Origin of the sequence: Caballeronia humi, assembly GCF_001544475.1 — a bacterium.
In the GTDB taxonomy this organism is placed as follows: domain Bacteria; phylum Pseudomonadota; class Gammaproteobacteria; order Burkholderiales; family Burkholderiaceae; genus Caballeronia; species Caballeronia humi.
Genome location: NZ_FCNW02000083.1, coordinates 1 through 15,629, shown reverse-complemented (window position 1 = coordinate 15,629; position 15,629 = coordinate 1). Strand labels below are relative to the sequence as shown.

Annotated in this window: 15 protein-coding genes; 12 read left to right on the top strand and 3 right to left on the bottom strand. The window is 63.7% G+C overall.

The genetic code is table 11. From position 1 onward, the window contains the following. Positions 1 to 476: 476 nt before the first annotated feature. The 3 genes from AWB65_RS32425 to flgA all read right to left on the bottom strand — a co-directional run bounded on the left by AWB65_RS32425 (position 477) and on the right by flgA (position 2,865). Entirely contained in the window at positions 477 to 920 is a 444-nt protein-coding gene (locus tag AWB65_RS32425; RefSeq protein ID WP_087670920.1) for a flagellar protein FlgN, read from the bottom strand. A gap of 120 nt (positions 921 to 1,040) precedes the next feature. Beyond that, positions 1,041 to 1,376 carry a flagellar biosynthesis anti-sigma factor FlgM gene (flgM, locus tag AWB65_RS32420; RefSeq protein WP_235007960.1) on the bottom strand — a complete coding sequence of 112 codons (336 nt, stop codon included), beginning with the start codon at positions 1,374 to 1,376 and terminating at the stop codon, positions 1,041 to 1,043. A 211-nt stretch (positions 1,377 to 1,587) separates the two neighbouring features. Beyond that, a complete protein-coding gene (flgA, locus tag AWB65_RS32415) occupies positions 1,588 to 2,865 on the bottom strand; it encodes a flagellar basal body P-ring formation chaperone FlgA (protein ID WP_200821854.1) in 1,278 nt (425 codons plus the stop codon). Positions 2,866 to 3,135: 270 nt separating this feature from the next. On the opposite strand from flgA, the gene flgB reads away from it, so the two are divergent. The 12 genes from flgB (at position 3,136) to flgL (ending at position 15,162) form a co-directional block, all read left to right on the top strand. Next, entirely contained in the window at positions 3,136 to 3,633 is a 498-nt protein-coding gene (gene flgB / locus AWB65_RS32410; protein ID WP_087670918.1) for a flagellar basal body rod protein FlgB, read from the top strand. A 14-nt stretch (positions 3,634 to 3,647) separates the two neighbouring features. Further along, on the top strand, positions 3,648 to 4,073 hold the full coding sequence (gene flgC, locus AWB65_RS32405; RefSeq protein ID WP_087656814.1) for a flagellar basal body rod protein FlgC: 426 nt from the start codon (positions 3,648 to 3,650) through the stop codon (positions 4,071 to 4,073). Between the two features lie 23 nt (positions 4,074 to 4,096). After that, positions 4,097 to 4,819, top strand: a complete 723-nt coding sequence (locus AWB65_RS32400; protein WP_087670917.1) for a flagellar hook assembly protein FlgD — start codon at positions 4,097 to 4,099, stop codon at positions 4,817 to 4,819. A 30-nt stretch (positions 4,820 to 4,849) separates the two neighbouring features. Next, positions 4,850 to 6,091 carry a flagellar hook protein FlgE gene (flgE, locus tag AWB65_RS32395; RefSeq protein ID WP_087670916.1) on the top strand — a complete coding sequence of 414 codons (1,242 nt, stop codon included), beginning with the start codon at positions 4,850 to 4,852 and terminating at the stop codon, positions 6,089 to 6,091. 30 nt (positions 6,092 to 6,121) lie between these two features. Beyond that, positions 6,122 to 6,874 (top strand): flagellar basal-body rod protein FlgF, encoded by a 753-nt coding sequence (gene flgF / locus AWB65_RS32390; RefSeq protein WP_087670915.1) that lies wholly within the window; start codon positions 6,122 to 6,124, stop codon positions 6,872 to 6,874. Between the two features lie 31 nt (positions 6,875 to 6,905). Further along, positions 6,906 to 7,694: a flagellar basal-body rod protein FlgG gene (gene flgG / locus AWB65_RS32385; RefSeq protein WP_087656810.1), complete on the top strand. Its 789-nt coding sequence runs from the start codon at positions 6,906 to 6,908 to the stop codon at positions 7,692 to 7,694. Between the two features lie 41 nt (positions 7,695 to 7,735). After that, positions 7,736 to 8,443: a flagellar basal body L-ring protein FlgH gene (locus AWB65_RS32380; protein WP_087670914.1), complete on the top strand. Its 708-nt coding sequence runs from the start codon at positions 7,736 to 7,738 to the stop codon at positions 8,441 to 8,443. 2 nt (positions 8,444 to 8,445) lie between these two features. Next, the gene (locus AWB65_RS32375; protein ID WP_235007958.1) at positions 8,446 to 9,573 is read left to right on the top strand and encodes a flagellar basal body P-ring protein FlgI; all 1,128 of its coding nucleotides are present in this window, start codon (positions 8,446 to 8,448) and stop codon (positions 9,571 to 9,573) included. A gap of 12 nt (positions 9,574 to 9,585) precedes the next feature. Then, positions 9,586 to 10,620: a flagellar assembly peptidoglycan hydrolase FlgJ gene (flgJ, locus tag AWB65_RS32370; RefSeq protein WP_087670913.1), complete on the top strand. Its 1,035-nt coding sequence runs from the start codon at positions 9,586 to 9,588 to the stop codon at positions 10,618 to 10,620. 285 nt (positions 10,621 to 10,905) lie between these two features. Beyond that, positions 10,906 to 11,661, top strand: coding sequence for a flagellar brake protein (locus tag AWB65_RS32365; protein WP_087670921.1), 756 nt, complete (start codon positions 10,906 to 10,908; stop codon positions 11,659 to 11,661). 319 nt (positions 11,662 to 11,980) lie between these two features. Continuing rightward, positions 11,981 to 13,918: a flagellar hook-associated protein FlgK gene (gene flgK / locus AWB65_RS32360; protein WP_087670912.1), complete on the top strand. Its 1,938-nt coding sequence runs from the start codon at positions 11,981 to 11,983 to the stop codon at positions 13,916 to 13,918. An 11-nt stretch (positions 13,919 to 13,929) separates the two neighbouring features. Next, positions 13,930 to 15,162: a flagellar hook-associated protein FlgL gene (gene flgL / locus AWB65_RS32355; protein ID WP_087670911.1), complete on the top strand. Its 1,233-nt coding sequence runs from the start codon at positions 13,930 to 13,932 to the stop codon at positions 15,160 to 15,162. Positions 15,163 to 15,629: the final 467 nt, after the last annotated feature.

Below are 15,629 nucleotides of genomic sequence, written 5' to 3'. Positions count from 1 at the left end.
GTGAACCCCACGTCGGAGCGAAGCGAGGACGGAGCTAAACGGAGTGCATACCACTCCGAGGAAGTGCGCGTTGACGCAGTGGGTCCGCGAGCCAAGCCCGGTTCTACCGTGAGGGCGACACTTACTCTCCAGCGCCAGTCCCAATCAAACGCTCGTGGTGGATTGTTAGTTTTGGCGGTGGGAAGCTGCTTTCTTTGCTTACTTTCTTTGCAGCAGCAAAGAAAGTGAGTCCCGCCCCGGACAGGGGCAGAGCTAATAGACCGCTAAGGAAGCAAGTTTCATCGGAGCATGAACGCATCAAACGGTTTAAGCAAACAACCGCCCCAAGCGCCAGCGTCGAACCTTGAGCAAAGAAAGTAAGCCCCCCGGACAGGGGCAGAGCAAATAGACCGCTAAGAAAGCAAGTTCCCTAGCTAGAAGCCTAAGCGCATCGAACGGTTGAAACAAACACCGACCCCAAGCGCCAGCGGAGCCGCTCAGAGCCCCATCACCCCGGGCACCCGCCCGTCGGGCCCATAAAACCCCGACTTCGCCGGCGCGACCTTGAGTTCAGCCAGCGCGCGCCGGTTGTAATCCATCCGGGTACGGATCAGCACGCCGTTGTTGTTGTTCGCCTGCTTCGCGCGCGTCGCGGCGGCCCGCAGCAGCTTCCACTGCTCGGCGAGCCGTTCGTCGCCGACCACCGACGCTTCCATCCCAACAAACCCGGCGGCAAAACCAAGCGAAGCAAGCTGCGCATCACGCGCCTTTTCCAGCTCGGCGATCTTCTCGGTCGATGCGGTTTTCTGCTCGATGATCGTGGGCAGCGAATCCAGCGGCGATGCCGCGATCAGCGCTCTTTCCTCGAACGCGAGCAGGGACTCGAACGCCTCGACGGCGGCGAGTTCTTCGATAACAGTGGCAAGCAGGGCGTCTTTCATGGCGACTCGCTAAGTAAATCGCTCGACCGTGAATTCACGGTCAGGGTCTAAAAAAGCCGCCCGGCGGCACCGTCGTTCGACGATGCGAGAGGTTTCGCGCGTTCACGCGAAACGCTCTGCTCAACCGCCGGTCGGCGGGGTTCTCGTTTGCAGCAGCTCGCGCGCGTTGCTCAGCATGCCGTCGGCGATCTTGCCCGAGTCGAACTTCAGGCTGCCGTCATTCAGCGCGGCCTTGATCGACGCGACCTTCGCCTGGTCGATGTCCGACGCGTTCGATGCACGCAGATCCGTCGACAGCGGCGAGAGGCTCACCGTCGATTGCTGCGCGCCCGTCGTGCCCGACTGCTGCGTGACGCTCGCGGCGCCGGTCGTGCCGTTGGCACCGGCTTGCGATGCGCGTTGCGACCCTTCGTGAAGGGCTGCCAGAGTGGTGCTGCTATTCGAATCGATTTTCACGATGTGTCTTCCCGAGCTAGTTGATCCTTTTATCGGCGGGGCGATGTAAAAACTTAACCCTACTCCACCTTCAGAACCGGACCGGTCCGGGGTCGCTTCCCGCTCAGCCTTATCCGGCGGGGCTTTCGGCGAATTGAAACCAATTGCAACAAATTGAAACATTTGCGCGGTGGCCCACATTTCGGGGCTCAAGGCGCTTTTGCACGCCGCCTCAGAGACGGATTTCCACCGTCTGGCTGTCCTTCACGACGCCGGTAATGATCTGTCCCGTCGACGTTTTCACACGGACCTGCTGGCCGGGCGCCGCATTGTTCATCGCGGCGCCGTCGGCGGAGATGGAGAAGCCCGTGCCGTCGGCGACGACGTGCACGTTCTGCCCGATCGATACCGACGCCGCGCTCCTCAGCATGTCCGTGCGCAGCGGCAGCCCCGCCGGGACGCGCGAGAGCGCCACCGCGCCCACCGCCTGCGTCGGATCGGTGATGACGGCTTGCGGCATCGCGGTGAGGTCGCCTTCGCGGGCGAGGAGATCGGCACTCGTCAGCACTTCGCCCGGCGCGATGGCACGTGAGGCGAGGTAATACGTCGCGTTGATCGAGATGCGGACTTGCAAATAAAGCGTCCACGGGCGCTCGCCCGTGCAGCGCACGCCGACGGTCGTACGGCCCCAGAGGCGCGCGCCGGTCGGCATGAACGGATCGAGCGACGTGCAGGGCGCGAGTCCGCGCGGGAAAACCGGCGTCACCGTGATCTCAGGCTTGCCGGGAAGGCCCGCCGTCTGCTGTTGCAGGAAGGCGAGGGCGGCGGCGCGGATGGCGTCGGTGTCCTGCGTGCCGGCGGCTGGAGCGGCGGGCGCTGAAGCTTGAGCAACGCTCGCCGCACCGGCACGCGCTGCAACCGGCGCCGCGGATGCCGCCGCGATCGGCCGGGCCGCTGCACCGCGCGCGGCAGGCGTCGCGCTTTCCGGCACGACGACGACCGGCATCACGTCGCGCGATGCGTTCGCCGTCTGCACGCGCGGCAGGCTCGACGCGCTCATCGCGCTCGACGGCGCAGCAACGCGCGCCGCAGACATATTGTTAACAGCAGGCGCCGCAGGTTTCGCCTCGCCCGGTCCCGGAATCACGATCATCCCGCTTGCGTCCGACATCGAATCGTCGGCGGCGTCGGCGTGGGCGTCGAGGGCGCGCGCGGCGCTTTGCATCGCGGCATCGGCGGCACTGGTCGCGGCGGCGTAACCGCGCGGACGCGCGGCGTTCATCGCCGTCGACGAAGGCGCCGACATCGCCACCCGCTGCGCCATCGCCGCGACGGCTGCCGGATTCGTCTCGGCGTTGCCGGGAATCGCGATCGGGCCGTCTTCCTGCGCGATGGCTTGCCCCGCGACGCCGAACGCCAGCGCGACGCCGCCCGCCGCTGAAAACATCGACCGGAGGAGGGGCGCGACCCGCGCACGGGTTGTCGCGCGGTGCGGTGCGGACCTGCTCATTGCAATTCTCCTCGGCCCAGCGGCCAGACCAGATTTCATCGAAAAACCTCGCGGCCCCGCTCCGCGACGCAAAAACACGCCACGAAAACCATAAAAAGCCACGAAAAGAATTCTAGATATCCCCCGCCGCGCTCAAGCCCCGAATAGAGGCCCGCTTCCCCGGCTATTCGTCAGATTGCTTCTTGCGCTGCGCTCCTAAGATGCGTGTCATGCAAAAAGGTCTTGTGAGCCGCGTGGCAGCAAGACGTAACGCCAAAGGAGCAACCGGGAATGCTGGACAAACTCGATCAGGCACTCGCGTTCGGCCGTGAAGCGCTCGACGTGCGCGCATACCGCCAGGAACTGCTGTCGTCGAATATCGCGAACGCCGACACGCCGGGCTACAAGGCCCGCGACGTCGACTTCGCGAGCTCGCTCGCCGGCGCGCTGAAGAAAACCGGCGCCACCACCGCCGGCAGCGGCGCCTCCAACACCGCACCGCTCGCGATGGCGCAGCCGGTCAGCGTGTCGAGCGGCATGTCGATGGCGACGACCGCGCGCGGCCACATGGCCGGCACGGCGACGCTCCAGACGACGGGCGGCTCGGCCGACGACTACGGCCGCCTCGCGTACCGCGTGCCCGCTCAGCCGTCGCTTGACGGCAACACGGTCGACCTCGACCGCGAGCGCGTCCAGTTCGCCGACAACGCGCTGCACTTCGAAGCCGGCATGACAGTCATCTCGGGCCAGATCAAGTCGATGCTGTCCGCGATCACGACGAACACCTAAGCGAGAGACAAGCCATGCCATCCCTCATGAACATCTTCAACGTAGCGGGCTCGGCGATGTCCGCCCAGGCGCAGCGCCTGAACGTGACCGCCTCGAACCTCGCGAACGCCGACAGCACGACCGGCCCCGACGGCCAGCCGTACAAGGCGAAGCAGGTCGTGTTCGCGGTCGATCCGCTCGGCGGCGCGCGCACGGCGTCCGGCCAGCAGGTCGGCGGCGTGCAGGTCACCGGCGTGATCGACGACCCGACGCCGATGAAGACCAGCTACGACCCGAGCAACCCTGCAGCGAACCCGGACGGCTATGTGACGTTGCCGAACGTCGATCCGGTGCAGGAAATGGTCAACATGATTTCCGCGTCGCGCTCGTATCAGGCAAACGTCGAGACGCTCAATACCGCCAAGCAACTGATGCTGAAAACCCTGACGATCGGCACCTGAAACGGACCCTGAGGACAACCACCGTGACCACCAACACCACGATCGGCAGCAACGGCACCACCGTGTCGCAAACGCTGCTCGACACCATGAACGGCACTTCGTCGTCGTCGACTTCGACGACCTCGTCGAAAACCGGCGCGCAGTCCGCGTCGGACCTGCAGAACACGTTCCTCACGCTGCTCGTGACGCAGATGAAGAACCAGGACCCGACCAACCCCGCCGACAGCTCGCAGATGACCTCGCAGCTCGCGCAGATCAACACGGTGACGGGCATCGGCCAGTTGAACACGTCGCTCAGCTCGCTCGCGACGCAACTGTCCGCTGGCCAGTCGACGCAGGCAGCGCTTTTGATCGGCTCGACGGTGCTCGCGACGGGCAGCGACGTGACGGTAACGAAGGGCGCTTCTTCGAGCTTCGGTGTGCAACTCGCGAACGACGTGAGCGACCTGAACATCAACGTGAAGAACAAGGCCGGCGAGATCGTGAACACGATCAAGCTCGGCGCGCAATCGGCGGGTGTCGTGCCGGTCAACGGCTGGACGCCGGTCGACTCGAAGGGCAACACGCTCGCCGACGGCACCTACACGATCAGCGCGACGGGCACGATCAACGGCCAGGCCGCCACGGCGCCGACGCTCGCGGCATCGCAAGTGCAAAGCGTCGTGCAGCAGACGGACGGCACGCCGGGCCTCAAGCTCGCGAACGGCAAGACGGTCGCGCTGACCGGCGTCGCGTCGATCCTTTAACACCAACTCAACGAATTTCCGGAGACCGTCATGGGTTACCAACAGGCTTTGAGCGGATTGTCGGGCGCATCGAGCGATCTCGACGTCATCGGCAACAACATCGCGAACGCGAACACGGTTGGCTTCAAGCAAGGCGCGGCGCAATTCGCCGACATGTACGCCAGCTCGATGGCGACCGCGGTCAGCAACCAGACCGGCATCGGCTCGCGCCTTTCCGAAGTGCAGCAGCAGTTCTCGCAAGGCACGATCACGACGACCAACCAGGCGCTCGACGTCGCGATCAACGGCAACGGCTTCTATCAGTTGTCGAGCAACGGTTCGACCGTGTACTCGCGTAACGGCGTGTTCCACCTCGACAACACCGGCAAGATCGTCAACAGCGCGGGCCTTCAACTAATGGGCTACGCAGCGGACTCGAAGGGCGTCGTCAACAGCGCGAGCACCGTGCCGTTGACCGTGCCGACCTCGAACATCGCGCCGTCGGTGACGAAAAACGTCACGACCGCGTTCAACCTGAATTCGCAGGACGACGTCAAGACCAACGCGTTCAGCGTGAGCGACTCGACGAGCTACAACACGTCGACGTCGGTCGATGTGTTCGACACGCTCGGCGGCACGCAGAAGGTGTCGGTGTATTTCGCGAAGAACTCGACCGGCTCGTGGAACGCGTACGCGGGCTACGGCGATCCGGTCCAGCCGGTTCCGGCGACGGCGCCCTCCACGGCGACCAACGGCCTGATCGGCACGGTTACGTTCGATTCGTCGGGCAACCTGACCTCGGGCAGCAAGTTCTCGTTCTCGATTCCGAACGGCGCCGACGGCGGCGCGACGAACCAGACGATGACGATGGACTTCACCGGCACGACGCAATACGGCGCGAAGAGCGGCCTGACGAACGTGGTGCAGGACGGCTACACGTCGGGCGAACTGACGGGCTTCTCGGTCGGCACGGACGGCATGCTGACGGGCAATTACTCGAACGGCAAGACGCAGGCGCTCGGCCAGATCGCGATCGCGAACTTCAACAACCAGAACGGCCTGCAGAACCTCGGCGGCAACGTGTTCGCGCAGACGTCGGCGTCCGGCGCGCCGCAGGTGTCGGTGCCGGGCTCGACCAACCACGGCACGCTGCAAGGCGGCGCGGTGGAGAACTCCAACGTCGACCTGACGAGCGAGCTCGTGAACCTGATCACCGCGCAGCGCAACTATCAGGCGAACGCGCAGACGATCAAGACGCAGCAGACCGTCGACCAGACGCTGATGAACCTGTAACACGCACGGCGACACTAGAGAGAGCCATTCATGGACCGTCTGATCTACACCGCGATGACCGGCGCCTCACAGGCGCTGGAGCAGCAGAGCGTCGTGGCCAACAACCTCGCGAACGCATCGACGACGGGTTTTCGCGCGCAGCTCGCCGCGTTCCGCTCGGTGCCGATGTCGTTCGAGAACGAATCGGCCGACGGCACCACGCGCACCTTCGTGCTGTCGTCGACGCCGACTGCCGACTACACCGCGGGGCCGATCCAGCAGACCGGCAACCCGCTCGACGTCGCGATCCAGGGTCCGGGCTGGCTCTCCGTGCAGGCCGCCGACGGCAGCGAAGCGTACACGCGTGCCGGCAACCTGCACGTCGACCAGAACGGCCAGCTCGTCACGGCGAACAACCTGCCGGTGCTCGGCAACGGCGGTCCGCTCTCCGTGCCGCCGGGGGCGGAAGTCACGATCGGCAAGGACGGCACGGTCTCCGCGCTGATCCCGGGCGATCCGCCGACCGCGATCGCCACCGTCGATCAGCTGAAGCTCGTGAACCCCGATCCGGCGACGCTCACGCGCAGTGACGACGGTCTCTTTCGCACCGCGAGCGGCGACCCCGCCGACGCCGATCCGAGCGTCGTCGTGGCACCGGCATCGCTCGAAGGCAGCAACGTGAATCCGGTCGCAGCGATGGTCTCGATGATCAGCAACGCGCGGCAGTTCCAGATGCAGACGAAGCTGATGGAATCCGCGGACCAGAACGAACAGGCGGCGAACAAGCTGCTCAACTTCAGCTAAGCAGTTTGACTAGCCCACCAGGAAACGAAACATGAATCGCTCTCTCTACATCGCCGCGACCGGCATGAATGCCCAGCAGTCGCAGATGGACACCATCTCGAACAACCTCGCCAACGTCAGCACGAACGGCTTCAAGGGCTCGCGCGCGGTGTTCGAGGACCTGCTGTACCAGACCGTCCGCCAGCCGGGCGCGAACTCGACGCAGCAGACCGAACTCGCCTCCGGCAGCCAGCTTGGCACCGGTGTGCAGCAAGTCGCGACCGAACGCCTCTACACGCAGGGCAACCTGCAGCAGACCGGCAACTCGAAGGACGTCGCGATCAACGGCCAGGGCTTCTTCCAGGTCACGATGCCCGACGGCACGACCGCCTACACGCGTGACGGCTCGTTCCAGACCAACGCGCAAGGCCAGCTCGTAACAGCGAGCGGCTATCAGGTGAACCCGGCGATCACGATTCCGCAAAACGCGACGTCGATCACGATCGGCTCGGACGGCACGGTGTCGATCATGCAGCCGGGCAGCACGGCGGCGACGACGGTCGGCGCGATGCAGCTCGCGACCTTCATCAACCCGGCCGGCCTAGAGGCACGCGGCGAAAACCTGTTCTCGGAGACGGGTTCGTCGGGCGCGCCGAACGTCACGCAACCGGGCCTGAACGGCGCCGGCTCGCTGCAACAAGGTTATGTGGAAGCGTCGAACGTGAACGTCGTGCAGGAACTGGTCAACATGATCCAGACGCAGCGTGCGTACGAAATCAACAGCAAGGCCGTGACCACGTCCGACCAGATGTTGCAGACGCTTTCGAACATGCAGGTTTAAGGCTCCTCCCCGAGCCTCGCAAGACCAGACGGATCACCAAGATGTCGCCAATCAAGACCATTGCCCGCGAAGTTGTACGCCTCTCGCGTCTCGCCACGGCCCTCGCGCTCGCCGCGTCGTTCGCCGCGTGCGGCCTCGTGCCGAAGGAGCCGATCGTCCAGCAGCCGATGACCGCCCGTCCGCCCGCGCCGCCGCTCAACACGCAGTCGCCGGGCGCGATCTACAACGCGGGCTATGCCGGCCGGCCGCTGTTCGAAGACCAGCGTCCGCGCAATGTCGGCGACATCCTGACCATCGTGATCTCGGAAAACGTGAACGCGACGAAGTCGTCGGCGGCGAACACGAACCGCGCGGGCAACGGCTCGTTCGCGGTGCCTATCTCGCCCGGCATCTTCGGCGGCCTCTTCAACAACACGAATCTGTCGGCGACGGGCGCGAACAAGTTCACCGCCGCGGGCGGCGCGAGCGCGGCCAACACGTTCAGCGGCACGCTGACCGTCACCGTGATCGGCGTGCTGCCGAACGGCAACCTGGCGGTGAGCGGTGAAAAACAGATGCTCATCAACCAGGGCAACGAATTCGTGCGCTTCTCCGGCGTCGTGAACCCGACGACCATCTCCGGCAGCAACACGGTCTTTTCGACGCAAGTCGCGGACGCGAAGATCGAGTACTCCGCGAAGGGCTATATCGACGAAGCGCAGAACATGGGCTGGCTGCAGCGCTTCTTCCTCAACCTGGCGCCGTTCTGACCATGAAAATCCTGACCAAACTCCTCGCCATCGGACTCGCGGCGCTGGCTGTCGCCGCCGTGCTGCCCGAAAAGGCCCACGCCGAACGCCTGAAGGACCTCGTCGTGTTCCAGGGCGTGCGCGACAATCCGCTGATCGGCTACGGCCTCGTCGTCGGTCTCGATGGCACCGGCGACCAGACGATGCAGACGCCGTTCACGACGCAAAGTTTGACCAACATGCTCGGCAACCTCGGCATCACGCTGAACTCGGCGAGCACGCAGAACATGCAGTTGAAGAACGTCGCCGCCGTGATGGTGACGGCCACGCTGCCGCCGTTCGCGCGTCCCGGCGAAGCGATCGACGTGACGGTGTCGTCGCTCGGCAACGCGAAGAGCCTGCGCGGCGGCACGCTGCTGATGGCGCCGCTCAAAGGCGCCGACGGCCAGGTCTACGCGATGGCGCAGGGCAACCTCGTCGTCGGCGGTGCGGGCGCGAGCGCGAACGGCAGCAAGGTACAGGTGAACCAGCTCGCGGTCGGACGCATTTCCGGTGGCGCGCTCGTCGAGCGCGCGCTGCCGAACGCCGTCACGCAAGCGGGCGGCACGATGCAGATGGAACTGCGCGACATGGATTTCGACACGGCGCAGAAGATCGTTGGCGCGGTGAACAACCAGTTCGGCATGGGCACGGCGCTCGCGCTCGACGGCCGCACGATCCAGTTGCGTGCGCCCGCCGATTCGTCGCAACAGGTCGCGTTCATGGCGCAGTTGCAGAACATCGACGTGCATCCCTCGCAGGCTGCCGCCAAGGTAATCCTCAACGCCCGCACCGGTTCGATCGTGATGAACCAGATGGTCACGCTGCAGAACTGCGCGGTCGCTCACGGCAATTTGTCGGTCGTCATCAACACGAAGACGGCGGTCAGCCAGCCGGGCGCGTTCTCGAACGGACAGACGGTCGCGGCGAAGGAATCGTCGATTCAGTTGAAGCAGGACAGCGGCGCGCTCAAGATGCTCGCGGCGGGCGCGAATCTCGCGGATGTCGTGAAGGCGCTCAACGCCCTCGGCGCGACCCCGGCCGACCTGATCTCGATTCTGCAATCGATGAAAGCGGCGGGCGCCCTGCGCGCCGACCTCGAAATCATTTAAGGACGACAACCCATGAACTCGAACGCGAGCGGTATCGCCAGCAGTGCCCTGGCATCCACCGACACGAACGGCGGGATCGGCAACTTGTCGAATCGCTTTGCCCTCGACGTGCAAGGCTTCGACGCGATGCGCGCCCAGGCGAACGCGTCGCCGCAAGATGGCCTGAAGGCGGCGGCCAAGCAGTTCGACGCCGTCTTCACGCAGATGATGTTGAAGAGCATGCGCGACGCCACGCCGTCCGACAGCCCGTTCGATTCGAACGAAAGCAAGTCCTTCACGTCGATGCTCGACCAGCAGATGTCGCAGCAGATGTCGTCGAAGGGGATCGGCGTCGCGGACATGATGCTGAAGCAACTCATGCGCAATGCGGGTGCGTCGGGTGCTTCCGGTGCTGCGGGCGCCAACGCGCTGAGCACGCTCTCCGCCTCTTCGGGCGGCGACGACGGCACCGCGAACGCCGGCAACATGGCCGCGATGAATGCAATGGCGAAGGCTTACGCGAGCGCAGCGGCTTCGAAGGCGAATTCGCTTCAGTCGGGCACGGGCTACACTGCGAACAGCTCGCTCGAACCGCCCGCACGCGGCAACGGCACCGACAAGGTGAACGCATTCGTCGATCGCCTCGCCGTGCCGGCGCAGGCCGCGAGCGCGGCGACGGGCATTCCGGCGCGCTTCATCATCGGCCAGGCGGCGCTTGAATCGGGCTGGGGCAAGCGCGAGATCAAGAACGCGGACGGCTCGACGAGCCACAACATCTTCGGCATCAAGGCGACGAAGGACTGGACCGGCAAGACGGTCAGCGCGGTGACGACGGAATATGTGAACGGCCAGCCGCAAAAGGTCGTCGAGCGCTTCAGGGCCTATGATTCGTACGAACATGCCCTGACCGACTACGCGAGCGTGCTGAAGAACAATCCGCGCTACGCGCCGGTCGTCGAGGCCTCGCGTGACGCTGCGGGCTTCGCGCACGGCATGCAGAAGGCTGGCTACGCCACCGATCCGCAGTACGCGAAGAAGCTGATTTCCATCATGCGCCAGATCGTTTGATGAAACGCTGGGCGCGCACATTGCTTTTATTGGTGCATGAAGATGGAACCTGCACCGAATGCGCGGGAGATGCCCGCGCGTGGTGGTCGGACAAAGCTAGCGTTTTACGTCGGAAGTAACGATGAGGTGGCTGATTAAGCTGGAAGTTTTTACGGCAAGCCCTAAATTTTTTTTGGGATTTGCCGCTAAACAGGAACACCGAAGTGCCGGATCGACCTGATCCGGTTCGACGCGCGATGCCTGCAACCGTGGCGGCGCGCGAGCAAAATGAACACGGCACGCACCATGAATAGCAACCAGACGCACGATCACGTCGCTGACGAAGAACACGCCGAACCCGTCGATTTCGGCCGGCGCACGCCGCTCGAAGTTGGCGTTTCACTGCGCAACCTCGCCAATCGCGGGGATTTCCTCACGGCCGAGTATGCCGGCGGACAAATCGTCACGCGCCTGCTCGACGTCGATGTGACGGCGCACTGCTTCATCTTCGATTGGGGTGGCGTCGCCGAACAGAACGGCGTGGTGCTTGCCGCGCCGACGCTGATCTTTCACGCAGCGCCCGATGGCGTGCGCGTCGAATTCACGACGGGCACGCCCCGCGAAACGACTTTCGAAGGCCGTCCGGCGTTCGAAGTCGATTTTCCGAAGGTGCTCTACTACATGCAGCGACGCGAGTATTTCCGCGTCGAGGCGCCCGTGCTCGATCCGTACATCTGCAGCGGAATGCTGCCGAGCGGCGAGCGTTTTCGCTTCGAGGTGCATGATTTGTCGCTGGGCGGCGTCGCGCTGCGCACGATGGACGAACGCGTCGCGGATCTGGAAATGGGCATCACGCTGACTGACGTCGAATTGCATTTCAGCGTGCCGGGCAAGCTGACGCTGGATCTCAGGCTCGTGTCGCATCGCGAACAGACGACGGCGAAGGGTGATAGGCGCTTCACGCTGGGCTTCAAGTTCGTTTCCTTGCCGGGCTCGGCTGAGAACACGCTTCAGCGCCTGATCACGCAACTCGAAATGAAACGGCGATCGCTCGCGAAGTAACGTAACGTGAAGGCGTTTTAGCTTGATGAGCCGGTCGGCACGCGTCGATCGGCTTTTGTTTTTGCCATGCTCGACACACGCGCCGGCATTGCTCGAATTACCCCCCAATCCCCCCGCTTCTCTCCCAATTGCTTGCGCTCCGCGCTGCCGATAATGGCTGTATCGCGTCTTGCGTTCGCATCGGACGCAGCGCGAAAGCAAGATCGCCCGAACCCGGCCGCAGTACCGCGCACGCTTAACTTCGCGCACAAACGGCCGTTATAAAGAACAGTTCTCGTCTAGCGGCGGCCAAGTGACGCCGTCTCACCAGGATTAATGCATGTCCAACAACATATTCAATATCGGCGTCAGCGGCCTCAACGCAGCCCAGTGGGGACTGACGGTCACGGGACAGAACATCAGCAACGCCGCGACACCGGGCTACTCGCTCGAAAAAGTCTCGTATCAGGAAGCGTCCGGCCAGTACACGAACTCCGGTTACCTCGGCAACGGCGTGCAGAGCGTGTCCGTCACGCGTTCGTACAGCCAGTACCTCTCGACGCAGATGAACAACACGCAGTCGGCGAGCAGTTCGGCGAATACGTATTACTCGCTGATCTCCCAGTTGAACAACCTCGTCGGTGATCCGACGAAGGGCATCGCCGCCGGCATCAGCGGGTTCTTCACCGGCATGCAGTCGGTGGCGAATGCCGCGAGCAGCACGTCCGCGCGCCAGACGCTCGTGAGCAGCGCGCAGACCCTCGCTGACCAGATCAACGCCGCCGGCAGCCAGTACAACCAGTTGCGCCAGAGCGTCAACACGCAATTGACGGCCGCCGTCACGCAGATCAACAGCTACTCGCAGCAGATCGCGGACCTCAACAAGCAGATCAACTCCGCGAGCGCCCAAGGCCAGCCGCCGAACCAGCTTCTCGACCAGCGCGACCTCGCCGTGCAGAACCTGAGCTCGATGGTTGGCGTGCAGGTCGTGCAGTCCGACGGCAACTACAACGTGTTCATCGGCAACGGGCAGCCGCTCGTCGTCGGCGCGAAGCAGTATGGATTGCAGGCGGTGACGTCGGCGTCCGATCCGAGCGAACTCGCGATCGCGTTCAAGAGCAGCGATGGCTCGACGCAGACGCCCTCGCAGATCAGCTATATCGACGAATCCGCATTGTCGGGCGGCACGGTCGGCGGCTTGCTCGATTTCCGCAGCCAGACGCTTGACCCGGCGCAGGCGCAACTCGGCGCGATCGCGACGACGTTCGCCACGCAGTTGAACCAGCAGAACTCGCTCGGCCTCGATTTGAACGGCAATGCTGGCGGCGCGCTGTTCTCGGCGGGCAGCCCGACGATCTACGCGAACGCGCGCAACACCGGCAACGCGACGCTCGGTGTCTCGTTCGACGATCCGACGAAGCCGACGACCGGCGATTACACGCTTTCCTTCGACGGCTCGAAGTACACGCTGTCGGACCGCAAGTCGGGCGCCGCGCTCGACAGCTTCAACGCGCCCGCGACGAGCGGCACGTTGAACGGGCTCGACATCACCGTGTCGGGCACGATGAAGGCCGGAGATTCGTTCACGATCCAGCCGACCCGCTCCTCGCTCGACGGTTTCAAGCTTTCGAACTCGAGCCCTGCGGCGATCGCGGCGGCATCGCCTGTCGTGACGTCGGCGGCGACCAGCAACGGCGGCACGGCATCGATTTCATCGGCGACGGTCGTGGCGGGCTACACCGCGAGCGCGATCAGCCTCAGCTACGATTCGACCAAAGGCGGCTTCACGTCGAACGTCGATGTGACGCTCGCCGATTCGTCCGTTGTCACGGCGGGGCAGACGATTCCCTACGATTCATCGAAGGGTCTCACGGTCACGTCGAACGGGGTCACGGCGACGATCACCGGCGCGCCGTCGGACAAGGACGCGTTCAACCTCGCACCGAACAAGGGCGGCACGAGCGACGGCAGCAACGCGCTCGCGATGTCGAACCTCGTCACGACGAAGAGCATGAACGGCGGCACCGATACGCTCACGGGCGCTTACGCGACCTACGTGAACCAGATCGGTAACGATACGAACCAGATGAAGAGCGCGAGCACGTCGCAGACGGCGCTGCTCAACCAGGTGACGGCGGCGCAGCAGTCGGTGTCGGGCGTCAACCTGAACGAAGAAGCGGCGAACCTGATGCAGTACCAGCAGCTTTATCAGGCGAACAGCAAAGTGATCCAGACGGCGTCGTCGTTGTTCCAGACGCTGCTTGGCATCTTCAACTGAGGCATACGGCGATGCGCATATCCAGCTCCCAGTATTTCAACATGAACGTCCAGACGATGAGCGATCAGCAAAGCTCGCTCGCGTCGATGTATCAGCAGATTTCATCCGGCAAGCGGATTCTCACCGCATCCGACGATCCGCTCGGCGCTTCGCAGGCGGTACAGCTCAGCATGAAGAGCTCCGCGTTCACGCAGTACGCGACGAACCAGACGTCGGCGCAGTCGTCGCTGCAGCTCGAGGACTCGACGCTCACCAGCGTGAGCAGCGTCCTTCAGAGCATCAAGACGCAGGCGGTGCGGATCGGCGACGGATCGCTCAACGACTCCGATCGCACGTCGCTTGCGAATCAATTGCAGGGTTATCGCGATCAGCTGATGGGCCTCGCGAACACCACCGATGCGGATGGCAACTACATCTTTGCTGGCTACAAAAGCAGCGTGGTGCCGTTCAGCAACAACGCATCGGGCGTCGGAGCGACTTATGGCGGCGATCTTGGGCAGCGTCAGGTGCAACTGAGCGAGAACCGCACGGTGAGCGTCAACGATGCCGGGTCGTCGATTTTTCAGAGCGTGTCGGCGGCGCAGGCCGATGCGGTTTCGGCGGCGAGTTCATCGAACACGGGTTCGGGCACGATCAGCCCCGTGAGCGTTTCCGATCCGACCAACGCGGGTAATTCGAGCAATTACACGATCAAGTTCGCGGTGGCTTCAGACGGGTCGAAGAGCTACACGGTCACGCCGACGGCCGATGGTTCGCCGCCGACGCCGGTTGCGTACACAGGCAAGACGGAGATCACGCTCGGCGGGCAGAAGGTGACGATCGACGGCTCTCCCGCCGATGGCGACACGTTCACGACGGGGCCGGCGGCTTCTTCCGGAACGGACATCTTCGCGACGCTCGATAATTTGGTGAATGCGCTCAAGCAGCCTACCGGGACGGCCGAGCAGAAAGCCGCGCTTGTCAACGCCATGACGACGGCGACGACCAAGATTGGTAACACGTTCACGAACGTGCTTTCGACACAGGCTACGGTCGGTGGGCGGGAGCAGGAAGTCGCGGCTACGCAAAGCTCGATGGCCAATGCTTCCACGCAGGCTTCAAGCGATCTCGAAAACCTGACCAGCATCGATCTGGTTAGCGCCATCAGTCAGTATGAGTTGACGCAGAATGCGCTGCAGGGTGCGCAGATGGCGTTTTCGCAGATTCAGAAGATGTCGTTGTTTGATTATGTTGGGGGCGGGTGAGGGAGGAAGCTTGGGCTTCCTGGGGACTCGCTTTCCCAGCGGGTTATGAGCGTTTATCATTCAGCTGAATTGCAGATGGTGCTTTGGTTTGGTTATTTGTTTACACCGTTTGATGCGCTTGTGCTCCGATGGAACTTGCTTTTTTAGCGGTCTATTCGCTCTGCCCCTGTCCGGGGCGGGACTCACTTTCTTTGCTGCTGCAAAGAAAGTAAGCAAAGAAAGCAGCTTCCCACCGCCAGTGCTAACGGTCCATCACTCGCATAAGAACGGATTGGCGCTGGAGAGTAAGTGTCGCCCTCACGGTGGACAGGGGCTTGGCTCGCGGACCCACTGTGGCAACGCGCGGTACACCGGACCGGTGCAGCGGTCATACATCCGTCCACGCGCTACGCGCTCAGACGTTGGGTGCACCGCGCAGAGAATCCAAGGCAACAGGAAGCGCAAGCACAAGATGGTTTTGGTGAACC

Excerpts from the sequence above, each read along its gene's own strand:
- AWB65_RS32425 (WP_087670920.1), bottom strand. The coding sequence starts at position 920 with ATGAAAGACGCCCTGCTTGCCACTGTTATCGAAGAACTCGCCGCCGTC.
- flgA (WP_200821854.1), bottom strand. The coding sequence starts at position 2,865 with ATGAGCAGGTCCGCACCGCACCGCGCGACAACCCGTGCGCGGGTCGCG.
- flgB (WP_087670918.1), top strand. The coding sequence starts at position 3,136 with ATGCTGGACAAACTCGATCAGGCACTCGCGTTCGGCCGTGAAGCGCTC.
- flgC (WP_087656814.1), top strand. The coding sequence starts at position 3,648 with ATGCCATCCCTCATGAACATCTTCAACGTAGCGGGCTCGGCGATGTCC.
- flgE (WP_087670916.1), top strand. The coding sequence starts at position 4,850 with ATGGGTTACCAACAGGCTTTGAGCGGATTGTCGGGCGCATCGAGCGAT.
- flgF (WP_087670915.1), top strand. The coding sequence starts at position 6,122 with ATGGACCGTCTGATCTACACCGCGATGACCGGCGCCTCACAGGCGCTG.
- flgG (WP_087656810.1), top strand. The coding sequence starts at position 6,906 with ATGAATCGCTCTCTCTACATCGCCGCGACCGGCATGAATGCCCAGCAG.
- AWB65_RS32380 (WP_087670914.1), top strand. The coding sequence starts at position 7,736 with ATGTCGCCAATCAAGACCATTGCCCGCGAAGTTGTACGCCTCTCGCGT.
- AWB65_RS32375 (WP_235007958.1), top strand. The coding sequence starts at position 8,446 with ATGAAAATCCTGACCAAACTCCTCGCCATCGGACTCGCGGCGCTGGCT.
- flgJ (WP_087670913.1), top strand. The coding sequence starts at position 9,586 with ATGAACTCGAACGCGAGCGGTATCGCCAGCAGTGCCCTGGCATCCACC.
- AWB65_RS32365 (WP_087670921.1), top strand. The coding sequence starts at position 10,906 with ATGAATAGCAACCAGACGCACGATCACGTCGCTGACGAAGAACACGCC.
- flgK (WP_087670912.1), top strand. The coding sequence starts at position 11,981 with ATGTCCAACAACATATTCAATATCGGCGTCAGCGGCCTCAACGCAGCC.
- flgL (WP_087670911.1), top strand. The coding sequence starts at position 13,930 with ATGCGCATATCCAGCTCCCAGTATTTCAACATGAACGTCCAGACGATG.